Source organism: Metallococcus carri, from assembly GCF_011440275.1.
In the GTDB taxonomy this organism is placed as follows: Bacteria; Actinomycetota; Actinomycetes; order Actinomycetales; family Dermatophilaceae; genus Metallococcus; species Metallococcus carri.
Genome location: NZ_JAAOIV010000008.1, coordinates 137,129 through 154,493, shown reverse-complemented (window position 1 = coordinate 154,493; position 17,365 = coordinate 137,129). Strand labels below are relative to the sequence as shown.

The 17,365-nt window shown below is 69.7% G+C and carries 11 protein-coding genes and 1 tRNA gene; 4 read left to right on the top strand and 8 right to left on the bottom strand.

What is annotated here, in order from left to right:
* Nucleotides 1–26 precede the first annotated feature (26 nt).
* The gene (locus G9U51_RS11855) at nt 27–2,921 is read left to right on the top strand and encodes a UPF0182 family membrane protein (protein WP_166197134.1); all 2,895 of its coding nucleotides are present in this window, start codon (nt 27–29) and stop codon (nt 2,919–2,921) included.
* On the opposite strand, the gene G9U51_RS11850 is transcribed toward G9U51_RS11855, so the two are convergent.
* From G9U51_RS11850 to G9U51_RS11840, 3 genes are read right to left on the bottom strand one after another with little or no spacing between them, the layout of a single operon-like run.
* Nucleotides 2,896–3,492, bottom strand: a complete 597-nt coding sequence (locus tag G9U51_RS11850; RefSeq protein ID WP_166197133.1) for a TetR/AcrR family transcriptional regulator — start codon at nt 3,490–3,492, stop codon at nt 2,896–2,898. The genes G9U51_RS11855 and G9U51_RS11850 overlap by 26 nt on opposite strands.
* Nucleotides 3,489–4,223 carry an ABC transporter permease gene (locus tag G9U51_RS11845; RefSeq protein ID WP_166197132.1) on the bottom strand — a complete coding sequence of 245 codons (735 nt, stop codon included), beginning with the start codon at nt 4,221–4,223 and terminating at the stop codon, nt 3,489–3,491. Before G9U51_RS11845 ends, G9U51_RS11850 begins: the two co-directional genes overlap by 4 nt.
* Nucleotides 4,220–4,951, bottom strand: coding sequence for an ABC transporter ATP-binding protein (locus tag G9U51_RS11840; protein WP_166197131.1), 732 nt, complete (start codon nt 4,949–4,951; stop codon nt 4,220–4,222). Before G9U51_RS11840 ends, G9U51_RS11845 begins: the two co-directional genes overlap by 4 nt.
* Nucleotides 4,952–5,044: 93 nt before the next feature.
* On the opposite strand from G9U51_RS11840, the gene G9U51_RS11835 reads away from it, so the two are divergent.
* The 3 genes from G9U51_RS11835 to nagB all read left to right on the top strand — a co-directional run bounded on the left by G9U51_RS11835 (nt 5,045) and on the right by nagB (nt 8,091).
* Nucleotides 5,045–5,118 (top strand) — tRNA-Met (locus tag G9U51_RS11835).
* 177 nt (nt 5,119–5,295) lie between these two features.
* Entirely contained in the window at nt 5,296–7,275 is a 1,980-nt protein-coding gene (locus tag G9U51_RS11830) for an acyltransferase family protein (RefSeq protein WP_166197130.1), read from the top strand.
* Nucleotides 7,276–7,305: 30 nt separating this feature from the next.
* Nucleotides 7,306–8,091 carry a glucosamine-6-phosphate deaminase gene (gene nagB, locus G9U51_RS11825; RefSeq protein ID WP_166197129.1) on the top strand — a complete coding sequence of 262 codons (786 nt, stop codon included), beginning with the start codon at nt 7,306–7,308 and terminating at the stop codon, nt 8,089–8,091.
* Here nagB and G9U51_RS11820 read toward each other — a convergent pair.
* From G9U51_RS11820 to G9U51_RS11800, 5 genes are all read right to left on the bottom strand, one after another.
* Nucleotides 8,088–8,903, bottom strand: coding sequence for a transglutaminase-like domain-containing protein (locus tag G9U51_RS11820; protein ID WP_166197128.1), 816 nt, complete (start codon nt 8,901–8,903; stop codon nt 8,088–8,090). The two genes, nagB and G9U51_RS11820, sit on opposite strands and share 4 nt — an antisense overlap.
* Nucleotides 8,904–8,982: 79 nt before the next feature.
* A complete protein-coding gene (locus G9U51_RS11815) occupies nt 8,983–13,122 on the bottom strand; it encodes an FtsK/SpoIIIE domain-containing protein (protein WP_166197127.1) in 4,140 nt (1,379 codons plus the stop codon).
* A 58-nt stretch (nt 13,123–13,180) separates the two neighbouring features.
* Nucleotides 13,181–14,155 carry an agmatinase gene (gene speB / locus G9U51_RS11810; RefSeq protein WP_166197126.1) on the bottom strand — a complete coding sequence of 325 codons (975 nt, stop codon included), beginning with the start codon at nt 14,153–14,155 and terminating at the stop codon, nt 13,181–13,183.
* Between the two features lie 22 nt (nt 14,156–14,177).
* A complete protein-coding gene (locus G9U51_RS11805; RefSeq protein ID WP_166197125.1) occupies nt 14,178–15,833 on the bottom strand; it encodes a N,N-dimethylformamidase beta subunit family domain-containing protein in 1,656 nt (551 codons plus the stop codon).
* Complete coding sequence (locus G9U51_RS11800; protein WP_166197124.1) at nt 15,826–17,256, bottom strand: APC family permease; 1,431 nt, start codon at nt 17,254–17,256, stop codon at nt 15,826–15,828. The genes G9U51_RS11805 and G9U51_RS11800 overlap by 8 nt, the downstream gene beginning before the upstream one ends.
* Nucleotides 17,257–17,365: the final 109 nt, after the last annotated feature.

Sequence of the window (17,365 nt, the reverse complement as noted above, 5' to 3'; positions counted from 1 at the left end):
CGGGGAAGGTGCAGCGGAGGTGGCGCGTGAGTTCAGCGGACGACTTCGACGGGATGTCGGAGCCGGCCTATGCCGCGCCCCTCGACGACCGGCGCTGGCGCCAGCGCCGCCGGTGGATGCTCGCGACGATCGGGTTGATCGCGCTCCTGATCCTGATCAACCTGTGGGCGCGGATGTGGCTGGACAGTCTGTGGTTCGCCAGCGTGGGCTTCGGGACGGTCTTCCGCGTCGAGCAGACCACCAAGACCCTGCTGTTCGGCAGTGGATTCCTGCTTACCGCCCTCCCGGTCTGGTGGTCGATGCGGCTGGCCTACCGTCGGCGCCCGATCGAGGCGCCCGCGTCGGCCGAGCTGGACAGCATGGAGCGTTATCGCGCGGTCGTCGAACCCTTCCGCCGGGTCGCCTTCCGGCTGGTGCCCGGGCTCTTCGGCTTGTTCGGTGCCTCGGTCGCCACCACCCAATGGCAGACCGCCCTGCTGTGGCGCAATGGTGGCTCCTTCGGCTTCACCGACCCTGAGTTCCACCGCGATCTGGGGTTCTACGTCTTCACCCTGCCGTGGCTGCAGTTCCTCACCACCTTCGCCACGCTCGCCTTGGTGCTCACCCTCATCGCGGCGGTCATCACGCAGTACATCTACGGCGGTCTGTCGCTGAGTCGCGAACCAGGACAACGGTTCACCACCGTCGCACGCGTGCAACTGTCGGTGACCGGAGCGATCCTCGTGCTGGTGCGCGGTGCCGCCTGGTGGCTCCAGCGCTACGAGCTCACCACCAAGGACGGCTCGCTGATCACCGGCATCGACTACACCGCCGCGCACGCCGAGATCCCCACCAAGGCGGTGATGGCGCTCGCCGCGGTCGTCTGCGCCGGGCTCTTCCTGGCCACGCTCTGGTCGCGCACCTGGCGCCTGCCCATCGTCGGCGTCGCCTCCCTCGTGGTGTGCAGCATCGTGCTCGGCGCGATTTATCCGGCGGTCGTGCAGGGTCGCGCCCGCGGCGCCGAGGAGCGCTACGAAGCGCCCTATGTCGCGCGCAATATCACCGCGACGCGAGCGGCATACGGCCTGGCGGGGATGACGACGACCCAGGCGAGTTCGTGGACCGCCACGCCGACCCGGGACGGGCTGCGGGGCGATCAGGCGACCGTGTCCGGCATACCGCTGCTCGACCCGACCCTCACCGAGGGCACCTTCAGCGACCAGCAGAAGGTGGGTGGCTTCGAGTTCTCGACCCTCACGGCCGGCCGGTATGCCGTCGACGGCAGCCTCCAGCCGATGGTGCTGGGCGTGCGTGGCGTCGATGTGGCGAATATCCCTGCGGATCAACGGGGTTGGGACGGCATGCACAGCGTCTGGACCCATGGCTACGGTGTGGTGTCGGCGGACGCGACCACCCGCACGGCGGCTGGAGACCCGGTCTACGAATCGGTCGGCGTGCCGCCACGGGGGGTGCCGCAGCCGACCCAGCCGCGGATCTACTTCGGCAAGGGCATCCCGAGCTATGCCGTCGTCGGCGGGCTCGCCGCGCACGAGCAGGACCCGGGAGCTGGGCGCACGACCTATTCGGGCAAGGCCGGTGTGCCGCTGGATGCATCGCTGCGCCGGCTGGCGTATGCCGTGAAATACCGCGAGAGCAACTTCCTCAGCTCGTCGGTGAGCAACGACAAGGCCAAGGTGTTGGAGGTGCGCGACCCGGTGGATCGCGTGCGCAAGGTCGCACCCTGGTTGACGACCGACAGCACGCCCTACCCGATCGTCGCGGGCGGACGGATCGTCTGGGTCGTCGACGGTTACACCACGACCGCGCGCTATCCCTACGCGCAGACGGTCGCCTTCGGTGACGCGGCATCCACCTCGGTCACGCCGGCCGGTGACCGGGGCGTGGACCCCGGATCGAGCGTCAACTACGTGCGCAACGCGGTGAAGGCAACGGTCGATGGGTATGACGGGACCGTGCGCCTCTACGCCTGGGACGGTGAGGACCCGATCCTCAAGGCCTGGCAGCGGGCCTTCCCGGGCACGGTCGAGCCGGCGAGTGCGATCCCGGCCGACGTCCTGCCACAGCTGCGCTATCCGGGTGATCTGTTCGCCATCCAGCAGCAGGTGTTGACGATGTATCACAACACCGACCCCAAGGCGTTCATCGCGGGGTCGGACGTGTGGTCGGTGCCCGCCGACCCGATCCGCGGCAACGGCCGGCCGGCCCCGGCCACCTATGTTGCGACGCCCGGACCGCAAGGTGGTGCGCCCGAATGGTCGCTCGTCTCGACCTTCGTGCCGCGTGGTGCCAAGCAGAACCTCGTGGCGACGCTGCGCGTCGACGCCGATCCCGGCGGTGACCCGCAACAGGTGCGCGATGCCTACGGCCGTTTGCACCTGACGGTGTTGCCTCAGGGGAGCGATTCGTATGGGCCACAACAGTTTCAGGGTGCTGTGAACGGGTCCACCGCGACCGCACCGGCCTTCAAGCAGACGCTGTCGCAATATCTCACCGGCAATGCCGCCAAGCTGGTGCGGGGCACGATCGTGACCGTGCCGGCGGGTGGCGGGCTGCTGTATGTCGAGCCGCTCTACCTGCGCTCGAAGGGCACCGCGCTGCGGCAGACGGCGGTCGTCGTCGGCTTCGGTAAGACGGTGGCGTGGGGTGACACGCTCGACGCCGCGCTCAACGCGCTGTTCGGCGGTTCGTCCGGGGTGAAGGCCTCCGACGCGGGTGCGAGCACCCCGGGGGCTTCGCCGGCACCGCCGCCGGCGAGCACGCCCAGCCCCCAGCTGAAGGCGGCGGTCGCGGAGGTCAAGAAGTATTTCGACCAGGCTCAGGCGGCGATGAAGAAGGGCGATTGGGACGCTTACGGCAAGGCCCAGGAGAACCTGCGCAAGGCGATCGACCGGCTCGTCAAGCTCGGGGGAGTGGCCCGGTGAAGTAGCGCTGGAGGTTCGGCGCGATGAGGTCGACGAGCCTCGGTGCCGGCATCGAGGCGATCGGCTCGAGCCGAATCACCTTGCGCACCATGATGATTCCCGAGATCTGGGTCGCGGCCAGGCCGAGGCGGAGCTCCAGGTCGTCGGCGCCGGCCAGTCGGTCACGCAGCACGTCGAAGACCAGGGTCGACACGAAGCTGCGCGCCAGCTCGGACTCGCCGCCGGCGATGGCGGTGCGGAAGGTGGCGAGCACCGCCTCGCTGGACGGACCGTCCCAGACCTCGAGGAATTGGGTGAGCAGGGTGCGCGCGAGGTCCTCGTCGGGGGCACCGGCGAGGGGCTTGAGCACCTCGGCCGGGTCGACCGGCAGGGCCACGGTCGCCAGGAAGAGCCCGCGCTTGTTGTCGAAATAGTGACTGATCAGAGCCACGTCGACGCCGGCATCACCGGCGATCGCGCGCAGCGATACTCCATCAAAACCCTTGTCGGCGAACAGCTTTCGCGCACTCGCGAGGATGTCCTCGCGGGCGCTGGAGCCGCCGGGGCGCCGTCCGGACGCGCGTGGCGTCATCGGGTCCGGCGCGGCATCGACCCCGCGGCCAGGCCGAGGGCGACGACGGTGAAGGCGAGCAGCACACCGGCATTCTGCATCACATCGGTGGTGGGGTCCGACTGCCTCCCAATGGCTTGCAGCGCCTTCACGGCATAGGTCATCGGCAGGGCGTCGGACAGCCAGCGCAACAGCTCCGGCATACCGTCGCGGGGGGCGAGCAGGCCGCACAGAAAGACCTGCGGGCCGATGACCAGGGGCATGAACTGCACCGCCTGGAACTCGGTGCGGGCGAAGGCGCTGGCCAGCAGGCCCGTCGCGACGCCCACCGTGGCCGCGCAGATGGCCACGAGCAGCACCCAGGCCAGGGGGCCGGCGGTGTCGACGCCGAGCAGCCAGTGCGCGACTGCGACGATCACCAGACTCTGGGCCAACGCAGCGACGGCGAAGGCGATGCCATAGCCGAGCAGCAGGTCGGCGCGGTGCAGGGGAGTGGTGAGCAGCCGCTCGAGGGTGCCGGTGGTGCGTTCGCGCAGCATGGCGACGCTGGTGACGAGGAACATCACGAGCATCGGCAGGATGCCGAGCATGGTGAGCGCGAGCCGGTCGAAGACGGCGCTGCCGTTGTAGACGAAGTAGAGCAGCGTGAGCAGCAAGGTCGGGACCCCGACGATGAGGCCGACAGTGCGGTGATCTGCCCTGAGCTGCAACAGGATTCGCTTGATCGTCGCGATGGTTGCGTGCGGGTTCATGCGGCGTGCTCCTTGATCAGGGTGAGGAAGGCGCGGTCCATCGAGTCGGTGTGGGTGCGCTCCAGCAGCTGCCGTGGCGGGAGGTGCTCGAGCAGGCGACCGTCGCGCATCAGCAGCACGCTGTCGCACCGCTCGGCCTCGTCCATGACGTGGCTGGAGACGAGCAGCGTGGTGCCCGCGTCGGCGAGTGCGCGCAGGTGCTCCCACAACTCCTCGCGGGTGACCGGGTCCAGGCCTACGGTGGGCTCGTCGAGCACGAGCAGGTCGGGGTCCCCGACGAGGGCGCAGGCCAGGGAGGCACGCGATGCCTGGCCGCCGGAGAGTTGCTCGACCCGACGGTCGGCATACGGCGTGAGCCCGACGGCGGCCACGGCGTCATCGACGTGGTCGACCGAAAACCCTTGCAGCGCAGCGAAATACGCGGCGTTCTGGCGCACGGTGAGGTCGCGGTAGACGCTGACGGCCTGGGTGACATAGCCGAGCCGGGGCCGGTTGGCGGGATCGTCCGGGGTGCTGCCGAGGACGGTGAGGCTGCCGCCGGCGATGCGCTGGACGCCCACGATCGTGCGCATCAGCGTGGTCTTGCCGCAGCCGGACGGCCCCATCAGGCCGACGATCGCGCCGGTCGGCACGGTGAAGGTGAGCTGGTGCAGCACGGGGGTGCCGCGGCGACTGACCTCAAGCCGGTCGGCCGCGACCGCGGTTTCAACAAGCGTTGAATTCAGCATGTGTTGAATGGTGCGCCTTACGGCTGGCCCGCGTCAACCCCCGGTCTCGATTTGGAGCCAGTCGTCGCGGTCGCGTAAGGTGGTGTTCACCGACGCGGGGTGGAGCAGCTCGGTAGCTCGCCGGGCTCATAACCCGGAGGTCGCAGGTTCAAATCCTGCCCCCGCTACTGCGGTCCCCGTCGGGACCACGAAGGGCCGGAACTCATGACGAGTTCCGGCCCTTCGTGCATGCTGGAAACCGGATCCGCAATTTCCCCCATCAACCCGCGGCGGCAGCCAACCAAGCTGGGGCGTGTGTCGTCCACAAACCGACGAGCGCACGCACATGAGCGAGGGGGTCTTCGGTGCCACGTCCGGTGGATCGCAATGCCACGTACTATCCCGGCCTGGACGGCGTGCGGACGCTCGCCGTCGCCGTGGTGATCCTGTATCACCTGGGCATCGACCGGTTCTCCGGCGGCCTGCTCGGGGTCGGCGTGTTCTTCACCCTCAGCGGCTTCCTGATCACCAGCATCCTGCTCAGCCAGTGGCGCCGCAGCGGCACCCTGGGCCTGAAGACCTTCTGGATCCGACGGGCCCGTCGCCTGCTGCCGGCGGTGATCCTCGTGCTGTTCGTCGGTATGACGATGGTGCTGCTGGTGGATCGCGAACGTTTCGGCACCCGCGCGGTGGAGGCGCTCGCGGCGCTGTTCTATGTCGCCAACTGGCACACCATCGTGTCCGGCAAATCCTATTTCGACCGGTTCAGCGGACCCGGTCCGTTCGACCACCTGTGGTCGCTGTCGGTCGAGGAGCAGTTCTATCTGGTGTGGCCGCTCCTGCTCGCGGCGTTGATCATCGTCTGCCGTGGCCGGCAGGTGCTCGTCGCGGCCGCCACGACGGTCCTCGCCGGCGGATCATTCTGGCTGCTCAGTCAGTTGGCCCAACCCGGTTTCGACAACACCCGCGCCTACGAGGCCACCGACACCCGCGCCGGTGGCCTGCTGCTCGGCGCGGTCCTGGCGCTGTTGTGGCGCCCCCATCGGATGGCGCCAGGCGGCCTCGGACGCGGCGGGCGCACGTTGGTGGATGTCGCCGGTTTCGTCGGCCTGGCCGGGGTGATCGCGATGTGCATGTTCACCAGCGACTACACGATGAGCCTCTACCAGTGGGGCCTGATCGCCTTGTCGGTGGCCACCTGTGCCCTGCTCGTCGCGGTCTGCACCTCCGGCACGGTGCTGTCTCGACTTTTCGCCTGGGCTCCGTTGCGGTGGCTCGGTGAACGGTCCTACGGCATCTACTTGTGGCATCTGCCGGTGCTCGCGTTCACCCCAGCGAAGTTCGCCCAGGGCAACGCGATCGTGCGGGATCTCGTCCTGGTGGCGATCACGATCATCTTGGCCGCGCTGTCCTGGGCACTGGTCGAGAATCCGATCCGGCGACACGGCTTCCTCGGCGCGCTGCGGCGCGCGCGGCAGGGGATCCCCGACCGGCGATCGCCCGGGGTGGGGTGGGGCACTGCCGTCTTCATCCCGTCGGCCGTGCTCGCCCTGATCCTGCCGCAGGCCTTCACCTTCCCCTCAATGAATGCCGCCAGCGCCGCCCGAGCAGAGGGTGCCGCCGCCAACAGTGGAAAGATCGTCGCCGAGGACGCGCCCAAGCCGTCCGCGAGCGCCACTCCGGCCCCTTCTACTTCCCCGGTCTCCACGCGGACTTCGTGCAGCAAGGTCGTCTACATCGGAGATTCGACTTCGGAGGGTCTGCAGTCGCCGAATTATCTGCCCAACCCCGCAGACCGGATCAAGGCGCAGCTCCAACGGGTCGGAGTGACGACGTTCTATCCCGAGATCTCCGGGGCGCGCTCGATTATCGAGACCTGGCAGGGGCAACCGAACGCCCAGTCCGTCGCGGACAAATATCTCACCGCGGGATATAACGGTTGCTGGATTCTCGCGCTCGGCACCAATGACGCGGCCAACCTCTACACCGGCGGTGCGGACTACCCAACCCGGATCGCGGCGATGATGAGCAAGATCCCCTCGGATCAGCCGGTCCTGTGGGTAAACACCAAGTCCTTGGTGAAGTCCGGCTACTACTCGGCGGCACACAATGTCGACTGGAGCAACAGCTTGCAGCAGGCCTGCGCGCAGTACCCCAATATGCGCGTCTATGACTGGGCCAGCGAAGTCCAAGACCAGTGGTTCATCGACGACAACATCCACTTCAACACCCCCGGATATCGCGAGCGGTCCCGCCGCATCGCTCACGCTCTCGCGGTGGGGGTGCCCGCTCGCGGGGCGTCGCCGAAGGCGTGTCTGGTCTCCTCCGGGTTGCCGTCGGCGTAGTTTTCAGGCAACCACGGCGAAGGAGGCGCGATGGAGGTCGTGATCCAGGACGACGCCGGCGAGCTCGGCCGGCTCGGCGCGAAGGCAGTCATCGACACCCTCGCCAACACGCCGGATGCTGTCCTCGGGCTCGCCACCGGGTCGAGCCCGGTGTCGATCTATGACGCCGTCGCAGCGGCCGTCGCCGCCGGATCGGTGTCGCTAGCGCGGTCCTCGGCCTTCACCCTCGATGAGTATGTCGGCCTGCCACCCGGCCACCCGCAGTCCTATCGCAGCGTCATCCTGCGCGACTTCGTCGACAAGGTCGACCTCGACCCGGGCCGCCTGCACACCCCGGACGGTGCGGCGGCCGACATACCGGCGGCGTGCGCGGCATACGAGGGGCAGATCGCCGACGCGGGCGGAATCGACCTGCAAATCCTCGGGATTGGCGCCGACGGGCATGTGGCGTTCAACGAACCGGGGTCATCGCTGGCGTCGCGCACCCGGATCAAGACGCTGACCCAGCAGACCCGCGTCGACAACGCGCGGTTCTTCGACGGCGACGTGGACGCCGTGCCGAGCCACTGCGTGACCCAGGGTGTCGGCACGATCATGCAGGCGCGTCACCTGCTGCTCATCGCCTCCGGGCGGCACAAGGCGCAGGCCGTGCACCAGCTCGTCGAAGGACCGATCACCGCGATGTGGCCGGCGTCGGTGCTGCAGCTGCACCCGCATGTCACCGTGCTGGTCGACCGGGCCGCCGCGTCACGTCTGCAACTGACCGACTACTACCGCGACGCCTTCGCGAACAAGCCCGACTGGCAAGGGTTTTAGGGCTGGATCTCCTCGCAGGTGACCGTCATCAGCTGCAGCCACGGGGCGCCATAGGTGGTCACCATCGCCACGTCGGCGGCATCGCGACCGACGCCGACGACGACCCGGCCCTTTCGGGGAGCGTTCCACCGGGCGTCGAAATCCCACCAGCGGCCGTCGAGCCAGACCTGGGTCCAGGCGTGGAAGTCCATCACGGCCTCGACCCGCGGGACATCCATGATCGGCATATAGCCGTGCACATAGCGCGCCGGGATGTTGAGCGCCCGGCAGAAGGTGATCATCAGGTGCGCGAAGTCGCGGCAGACGCCCCGGCCGGTCGTGAACACGTCGACGGAAGTCGCCGTCGCGATGGTGGATCCCGTTGTGTACGTGAGCCATTCGTGCACGAACTGCCGTATGGCGAGCACCCGCCGGTAGCCGGGTGGCAGGTGGCCGAAGCGCTTCCAGGCCTGGCCGCCGAGCACGTCGGGCTGGCAGAACCGGCTGGCCAGGGTGTAGACGAGCACGTCGTCCGGCAGCTCGGTTGGCGGCGTCTCGGGTGCGTCCTCGTCGATGTCATCCAGGGCGTCCGGCACCTCCGCCTTGGCGGCATACGTCAGGGTGGTGACGCCGGTCGGCAGGGTGAGCCGGGTGCAGGGGTTGCCGTACAGATCGCGGTAGTGGTGCAACGGCAGGTCGCCGGTGACCGACCAGCTGACGTCCCGCAAGGTGGCGCGCGGCTGGTCGACCGGCCCGACCTGGAAGACAGCAGCCGTCGGTGCGAGCGAGGAGTACCGGAAGGTGCAACCGAGCTGCAGGTGGCGACTGGACACGGGTCTCCTGGGGCGGGTCGGTGAAGCGGTCCGCACAACGGTAGCGGCGCGCGCCGCCGCGTGGTCCACCCGAGGGTGCCTAGGCGGATTTCGCGGCTGCGGGTGGGGCCGGGGGTAGCGCCGCCTGCAGCGGATGGACGCGACCGCGCAGCACGAGCAGGCCGCGCCCCGGCCCACCGCGTTCTTGCGGCGGCAGCTGAATGCCGAAGATCTCACCGTCGTGCCGGCCGGGGGACAGGATCACCCCGGTGCGGCGGCGCTTGAGATCGGCCGCCAGCCCGCGGAAGGCCGTGGCCAGCTCGGCGGACGTGCCGGCCGCGATCACCGCGCCGCCGGTCATCCGCGATGCGGCGAGGTGGTCGAGCAGCGGGTCCTCGGCCGGACAACCAAAGAGCTGGTCCAGATCGTCAACCAGCACCAGGCCGTTCGGGTGCTCCTGGCACCAGCGCTCGACCGCTGCCTCGTCGTCCGGCGGCAACAGCATCACCCCGTCCGGTATGCCGGCCGACGCGCCTGGCGCGACCCAGGCCACCGGCCGTTCGCCCGCGCCGTGGGCGAGGGTGAGCAGCACGCTGGTGCGACCGCTTCCTGGCGGACCGGCGATCACCGCACTTGGTTCGGTGGCATCGAATCCCATCGGGGCCGGATCCTCGCCCGCGATCCCGAGGAGCAGCATGTCGGCCGGAGCGGTCAGCTCGCTCAGCGCGACGTGGTCGGGGAGCGAGGCGAACCGCCGCGGCTGGCTCGCTGCAGCACAGTTGCGCGCGATCGCGCCGAGGGCCGCTGACCGTTCCGCGCCGGTGGTGCCGAGCGAAATCCATTGGCATTCCTCGGCATTCGGCAACACCACGGCCCGACCTGGTGGCATGTGCTCGGGGAGCTGATCCTGCCGAAGACCCACCATCATCAGGTCGGACTCCTCGGCCGACAGCACGGTCGTGGCCCGGATCGAGGCGGCGAGGCGGCCGCTGGTGAGCGCCCGGCCGCCGGTGAGCACGGCATACAGTCCGGCGGCCGGTGCGGTGCGCAGCAGAGCGAGCACCTCGTCGCCGAGGCGCCCCTGGGTGAGTTCGTCGCTCGCCTCGGAGAAGGCTTCCCACCCGTCGATCAGCAGCGCGATCCGCGGCCACCTGGCGCGGTGCGCATCATCGAGCTCCACCCAGGTAGACACTCCGATCCGCGCGAATTCGACCTGGCGACAACGGATTTGCTCGCCGAGCCAGGACACCACCCGACCCGCTCGGCCGATATCGGTGGCGTCCACGACGGCGCCGCACAGCGGCAGTTGGGCGAGCGCTCCGAGCGCGCCGGAGGCGTCGATCGCATAGAGGTGGACGTCGTGGGTGGCGCTGCCCGCGGCGATCGTCAGCAGCGCGCTGGTGCGCCCACTGCGGGGGCCGCCGACGATGGCGAGGTGCCCGTCGGTCTCCGGGGTCCAGTGCAGGGCCGCGCGGACCTGGTCGTCCGGCAGATCGAGCAGCGCCAGCGGTATGCCGGGCCGTTCCGCGCCGGTCACGCTGCGCGGGGGCACGCCCTCGAGGTCGGTCGGGTGCACCAGATCGGGCAAGGGCGCCAGCCAGGGTGACCGGCCCGGGGCGACCTGCAGGGCCGAGGTCGCGGCGCGGCACGCCGAGGTCAGCGCGGCCAGGTCGGACGAGTCGTCGATGGTGGCCGGGCCGTGCCAGGCGATGGCCGGACCGCGTGGCACGCCGACCTCGACCGATGACCCCTCCTCACCGCTCGCGGTCGTCACCCGGGCGGTCTGGAGGGTCACCGGTTCGGTGGCGCCGGTGCGAAGGACGGCACGGCCGGGGGTGGCGCTGCTGATCCGCGCCGGCGCCGCGTCCTCCACCACATCCTGGGCGTCACCCTCATCGCGCACGCGCAGCGCAATCCGCAGGTTCATATTGGCGCGGATGTCGGCGGTCACCACGCCCGCAGGACGCTGGGTGGCCAGCACGAGATGCAGCCCCAGGGAGCGGCCCACGGCCGCCAGGCGCACGAGCCCGTCGACGAAATCCGGGAGTTCTTCGGCCAGCACCCGGAACTCGTCGATGACCAGCACCAGCCGCGGCACCGGTGGCCGGCCCGGATCGGCGCGATAGTCGTCCAGATCCTTCGCACCGGCCTCGGCGAGGATGCGTTCGCGCCGGCGGACCTCGGCCTGCAGCGATCGCAGCGCGCGCCGGGTGAGATGGGCGTCCAGGTCGGTGACGATGCCGACGGTATGCGGCAGGTCGGCGCAGCCGGCGAAGGCCGACCCGCCCTTGTAATCGACCAGCACGAAGTTGAGCTCGTCTGGCCGGTTCACCGTGGCGAGAGCCGCGACGAAGGTCTGCAGCAACTCCGACTTGCCCGCGCCGGTGGTGCCGGCGATCAGGACGTGGGGTCCGTCGCGGCGCAGATCCAGGGTGACCGGACCGCCTCCGTCGGTGCCGATGGTGAGCCCGGTGCTGTGCGGCCGGCGCTGCCAAAGGCGTTGCAACGCAAGGGAATCAACCATGTCGATGCCTTCAGCACCGCGGAGCAGCGGACGCAAGGTCACCGCATCCGGCACCGCCGCAGCGCCTCCGTCCGGAGTGACGTCCCGGCAGGAGGCGAGCGAGCGGCATACGGCCCGAACCATCGACGGCACCGGCAGGTCGGGCACGAACCCGAGGCGCTGTTCGGTCTGCAGCACGCCCGCGCGGGACGAATCCAGCTCGATCGTCGCCGTGCACTCGGCGGGCAGACCGCTCGCCGCGGAGGCCGACGCAACGATCGTCAGCCCACGTCGGGCCGGGTCGGCCAGCAAGTCCCGCACCGCGGGGATGACGGCGGTGCGATCGGCGTCGAGCAGGACCAGCACCGTGCGCGGGGGTGCCTTGGCCAGCTCGGCATCGGCTCGCAGCGCGGCGATGACATCGGTGAACGCCTGCTTACCCGGGTCGGCGACGACCAACCGCGGGTGCAATGGCCCACCGGTATGCGGCAGCCAGCGCCACGGCGAATCCGACCGCGGCTCGGCCGAGAGCACCACCACCTCGAGCGTGCGCGGCGAGTGCCACGCCGCGAGTTGGAGCAGCAGGCCGTCGAGAGCCTCCTGCGCGAGCGGTCCGCTGATGCCGGTGACGCGGTGTTGGGCAAGGTCGAGCGCGACCGGCGCGCGGGCGTGGCTGACCGGCACCTTGTCGAGGGTCACCCGCGCGGGCACCGCACCCGTGCCGAGGCGCCACAGGACCCGGTCGCCGTCGCCTGGCCGCCTGCTCCACAGTGCTGCCGACCGGGTGTGCACCGCGCGTTCGGCGTCCACGAGGGTGGGTGAGCGGCGGATCCGCAGCGCGAGTTCGGCGGCGAGCGCGTCGCGGATTCGCTCCTCGTGCGTCGCGACCGCCACGGTGTGCCGGGCTGCCGCTTCGAGGCCTTTGCGTTGATCCGAGCGTTTGTCGTTCCACCACTGCCCGATCGCCATCACCGGGCTCAGCAGGGCGAAACCGAGGAACATCGCGTTGCGCCAGAGCACGGCCATCAGGACGGCCGCGACCACCGGCAGCAGGGCGACGATCCACGGCAGTGAGCGTCGTTCGGGCGGCTGGGGCGGAGTCGGCGGGATGAGGTCGACCGTGGGCAGCGGCGGACACACGCGCGGTCCTACGCGCACCTCGGTGCTCTCGGATTGTTGCGAAACACGTTGCACGACAAGCACATTCGACCCGACGCGGAAGTGCTGACCCAGTCGCAACTCATGGCGTTGCTCGGGCTGGATCGGCTCGCCGGCCAGCCACGTGCCGTTGGTGGTCGCGAGGTCCACCACCTCGGCCTGACCTTGGCGCACCGCCACCGCGCAGTGGCGGCGGGACACCTCCGGATCCTCCAGCCGCAGGTCGCAATCGACGCCGCGACCGATCACCACGGGCCGGGCGGAGAGCGCCGCGGAGAGGCCGCACCACGGCCCCTCGACCACGGCCACCTCCAGCAGCCCGGTTGCCGTCCGCGCCGTGGGCCGCGGGCCCAGGACGGCACCGGACCGGACGCCCTGGGCAACCCACGAGCGGTCGGCGACCACCGCGGTGGCTCCGGCATACGCCGGGTCGGGGACCTCGATCCCGCTCGCTCGCACGGCGGCGCGCACCTCGCCCCATGGCACCGAGGGTGCGGCGCGGATGACGACATCGCGCGGCGCGCAGCCTGCAGCGGCGATGAGCGTGCAGCGCACAGCGACGGGATCTTCGGGCTGCATGCGCCCAGGGTGCGCCGAACCGGTCCGCGCCCGCCGGACCCCCTGTGGAAAACCGGGGTCAGCGCGCCGGCGGCAGGATGCTGATCAACTCATAGACCGCGTGCGCCGCGGCCAGGCCGGTGAGCTCGGCGTGGTCGTAGGCAGGGGAGACCTCGACGAAGTCCGCTCCGACGACGTTGAGGCCGGCCAGCCCGCGGATGATTTCCAGCAGTTCGCGGCTGGTGAGCCCGCCCGGTTCGGGCGTGCCGGTGCCGGGCGCGTGCGCCGGATCGAGGACGTCAATGTCGATCGAGACATAGACGGGGCGATCGCCCAGCCGGGCTCGGATGCGCTCGATCAGCTCGTCCAGCGGGTGCCGGATGAAGTCGCGCGCGTGGATGGCGGCGAAGCCCATCCGCTCGCTCTCCTGCAGGTCCAGCCGGTCGTAGAGCGATCCGCGCAGCCCGACGTGCATCGAGTGCGCGTGGTCGATCAGGCCCTCCTCGGCGGCCCGGCGGAAGGGCGTGCCGTGGGTGTAGGGCGCCCCGAAGTAGGTGTCCCAGGTGTCGAGGTGGGCGTCGAAGTGCAGCACCGCGATCGGCCCGTGCAGCGAGTGCTGAAAACGCAACAACGGCAACGCAATCGTGTGGTCGCCGCCGATCGTGAGCAGGGTGCGGCGGGTGCCGGCGAGGTCGCGGGCCGCGGTCTCGACGGTGCCGATCGCCTCCTCGATGTCGAAGGGGTTGACCCCGATGTCGCCGGCGTCGGCGACCGTGCGGGCACTGAACGGCAGCACCTCAAGCGCGGGGTTGTAGGGGCGCAGCAACCGCGAGGACTGCCGGACGTGCTGTGGCCCGAAGCGCGCGCCCGGCCGGTAGCTCACGCCGCTGTCGAAGGGCACACCCCAGACCACGGTGTCCGCCTCCGGCAGCTGATCCAGCCGCGGCAAGCGCGCGAAGGTGCCGTCACCGGCATACCTCGGCACGACCGTCGCATCGATCGGAGCGCTCGGGCTGGTTCGCTGCTCCGGTATGCCGGGGTCGTGCGTGCTCATCGAAGGTGACCTTTCGTGGATTTCACTGGGGGACAACGAGATTGCCGCGGGCGCTGAACCGCCGCAGCACGTTGCGGGTGATCTGTTCAGTGAACGGATCGTGCAGGCGCAGGCCGTTGACCCACTCGGTGCTGCCGGCGCAGAACACACTGCCCTCACCCTTGGTGAAGCTCGCGACCATGCCCGACCCGTAGAACTCGCCGGTGAACCGGTCCGGCACCGGGTCGAAGAGGACCTCGATGATCTGTTCAACCTCGACCATGGGCGCGCCGAGCGGCACCTGGCCCTGCCAGCGATCGGACTCGCCACCGACGGCTGGACACATAGCGATGATCTCCAGGTTGTCCGGCGCGCCGTCCGACCCGGTGGGGAACGGCAACCCACGGCGCACGGTGTAATCGCAGCCGTCGAGTTCGAACGCCGCAACGCAGATGGGCGCGCCGCCGAAGACATCGCCGTGGTGCAGGTCGGTGTCCTCGAAGGCCCAGTGCCCCGGCCGTTGCACGGTGAAGCCGCCCGACGACCGCGGTGCGGCCGAGCCATAACGGTTGTAGACACCGGCCATGCCGTTGAGGCCCATCGTCTGCGAGCCGGGCCGGCCGATCGGTGGCCACTCCCAGGCTGTGGTGACATGCACCGGATCGGTCGCGAAGAGCGGGTCGAGCTCTGGCAGCTTGTAGCAGACCTGCACCGACTCCTCATCCTCCAAGCGGACCTGCCACAGGAAGTTGCCGGCGAACCGGGAGATGTGTCCGCCCTGCTCGACGAAGGCGTCCACGGTGTCGCGCATCGCTGCGGTCCAGTACTCGTCGTGGCCGACGATGATCGCGTTGGCATAACCGTCAAGAGCGTGCGGATCGCGGTGGAGGTCGTGCTGGGTCAGGTAGTCCAGCGTGATCCCCTCGCCTTCGGCCCAGTGCGCGAACGGCCGCTCGTAGGTCGCCCAGAACGCGTCGGCGTGGTGGCGTGAATAGCCGTGGGTGTGCGCCCATTCGTAGGCCGGGTGCCGCGGCAACTCGCCGAGCGCCGGAGTGTGCGGGTTGGAGCTGCGCGGCGCGTGCGGGGGTTTGCGCAGCATCCCCCGTGCGATCGGCCGGCGGACCGACAGGCGTGGGCTGGGGACATCGGCGTAGGGATCGTCGCCCAGTCCGCGGTAGGCGTTCGCCCCGCCCCAGTCGTTGTAGGAGGTCATCGTGCTCGTGGTCAGGATGAGCGCGTGCGGGGTGCGCCGCTGCCCCCGCACCACGATGAAGTGCTCGCGCTCGTGCCGACGGCCGCCGTCGTCCACCTCGATGATCAGCAGGTAGAGGCCCGAGGGCCAGTCCGCGCCGACCTCGAAGGTGACGGCGACCGGCCAGCCGCAGCCGACGGCATACGCATCCTCGGGGGTCGGGTGCGCACGACCGGGCAGGTCGCGCGCGGACCACACCTCCTCCGGCCGTATGCCGTCGCGCACGAGCCTGAGCGAGTAGCTGTCCGCCGTCGTGTGGGCGCGGACCTCGACGGTGTCGCCGGGATCGAAGCTCCATTCGTCGGTGTAACACCAGGCTTCGACGCTACCCATGCCCGGGCGTTCGACGACGAACCCGGGCACCGACCACGCATATCGGGGGCCGGGCTGCGGTTCGGCGTGGCGGACGGCCTCGGCATGCGGCGGGGCGGGCAGGTTGTCAGCCATGGTCGGTCCTTCGAGTGAGTGCCACGCCCCTGACCGCACCGATGGCGGCAGCGAGCAAGAGCGGGCTGATGACGAGCAGGTTGCCGAGATTGCCGAGGCCGGTGAGCAGGCCCATCGAGGACACAGCCAGCCAGAGCACGACGGCGAGGAGCACGGCCGCGAGCGACGGAGCCACCAGCCGTGTCCAGGCGGACTCGCCCTGGTGACGGCGAGTGAACCACCGCACGACGGCGAGGCTGGTCACGATCTGCAGCGCCAGGACGGCGAAGAGCGTCGGGGTGTTCGTCCAGGTGACGACTTGGGTGTAGGGGTCGAGCGAGGACAGCCCGAAGGCGGCGATTGCGACGGTCGTGATGACCCCCTGGGTGAGCACGGCCCGATGCGGGCTGCCCTGTGCACTCGTCGTCGCGAGCGACCGCGGCAGCAGGCCGCGCCGCCCCATCGAGAACAGATAGCGCGTGCCGGCATTCTGCAGCGCGATGACGCCGGCGACGAAGCTGGTGATTACCAACACCTGCATCACAGTGGTCATTTCAGCTGAGACATAGCTGGTGTTGAGATTGAAGACCACCTGCGAAGGGTCACCCGACAGGACCTTGGCAAGCGCGCCGGTGCCGATCGCCATGACGATGGTGAAGGCGGCGAGCGCGTAGATCAGCGTGAGGATGGCGACCGCGGCGAAGGTGGCACGGGGGACCGCTCGCTGGGCGTCGGCCACCTCTTCGCCATACACCGCGGTCTGTTCGAAGCCGATGAAGACCAGGAAGGTGATCAAGAAGGCGGCGCTCAGCGTGGGAGCCTGCCAGGCGGATGGTTGCAGGGTCTGCCACGGTATGCCGGCCGCGCCGCCACGCAGCCAGACCGCGATGACGAAGACGGCGAGCACGCCGATCTCGAGCAGCAGCAGGAGCGCCGCGACCCGCGCGCCGAGGTCGACCCGCGCCCAGCACAGGGCGACGACCGCCGCCGAGATGACGGTGGCACAGATGCCCCACGGGATGGTCACGCCGAACTGCGAGTCGATCGGCACGGACGCGAAAAGCCCTGCGGCAGAGGCGAATCCGATCTGACCCAAGGTGTATCCGGTCCACGCGACGAGGGCTGCCGACCCACCGGCGACCCGCCCGAAACCTGCCTCGATGTAGGCCGAGAACGCACCGGAGTCCACGACGTGGCGGGACATCGCGGTGAAGCCGACCGAGAAGATCGCGTAGGTCGCACCCGCGATGAGGAAGGCGACCGGGAGCATCGTGCCGCCGACGAGTAGGCCGAGCGGGAGGAAACCCGCGGACACGGTCAGCGGCGCGGCGGCCGCGACGACGAAGAAGATCAGATGGCGGGTCGTCACGGTGTTCTTCCGTAGGCCGCCCGGGTCGTGGCCGGCAGCCACCTCGACGGTCGCCGCTGTGTTGTCGGGACTCATGCGGTCCCTCCCTTCTGGGTGCGCGGAGGTGCGCTGACCCGAAGGCTATCAATCGATAGCCTTCGGGTGAAGGGGATCACATCGGCGGCTGGTTAGAGTGGCTGCCGCC

Coding starts and splice junctions, on each gene's coding strand:
- G9U51_RS11850 (WP_166197133.1), bottom strand. CDS start 3,492: ATGACGCCACGCGCGTCCGGACGGCGCCCCGGCGGCTCCAGCGCCCGC.
- G9U51_RS11845 (WP_166197132.1), bottom strand. CDS start 4,223: ATGAACCCGCACGCAACCATCGCGACGATCAAGCGAATCCTGTTGCAG.
- G9U51_RS11840 (WP_166197131.1), bottom strand. CDS start 4,951: ATGCTGAATTCAACGCTTGTTGAAACCGCGGTCGCGGCCGACCGGCTT.
- nagB (WP_166197129.1), top strand. CDS start 7,306: ATGGAGGTCGTGATCCAGGACGACGCCGGCGAGCTCGGCCGGCTCGGC.
- G9U51_RS11815 (WP_166197127.1), bottom strand. CDS start 13,122: ATGCAGCCCGAAGATCCCGTCGCTGTGCGCTGCACGCTCATCGCCGCT.
- speB (WP_166197126.1), bottom strand. CDS start 14,155: ATGAGCACGCACGACCCCGGCATACCGGAGCAGCGAACCAGCCCGAGC.
- G9U51_RS11805 (WP_166197125.1), bottom strand. CDS start 15,833: ATGGCTGACAACCTGCCCGCCCCGCCGCATGCCGAGGCCGTCCGCCAC.
- G9U51_RS11800 (WP_166197124.1), bottom strand. CDS start 17,256: ATGAGTCCCGACAACACAGCGGCGACCGTCGAGGTGGCTGCCGGCCAC.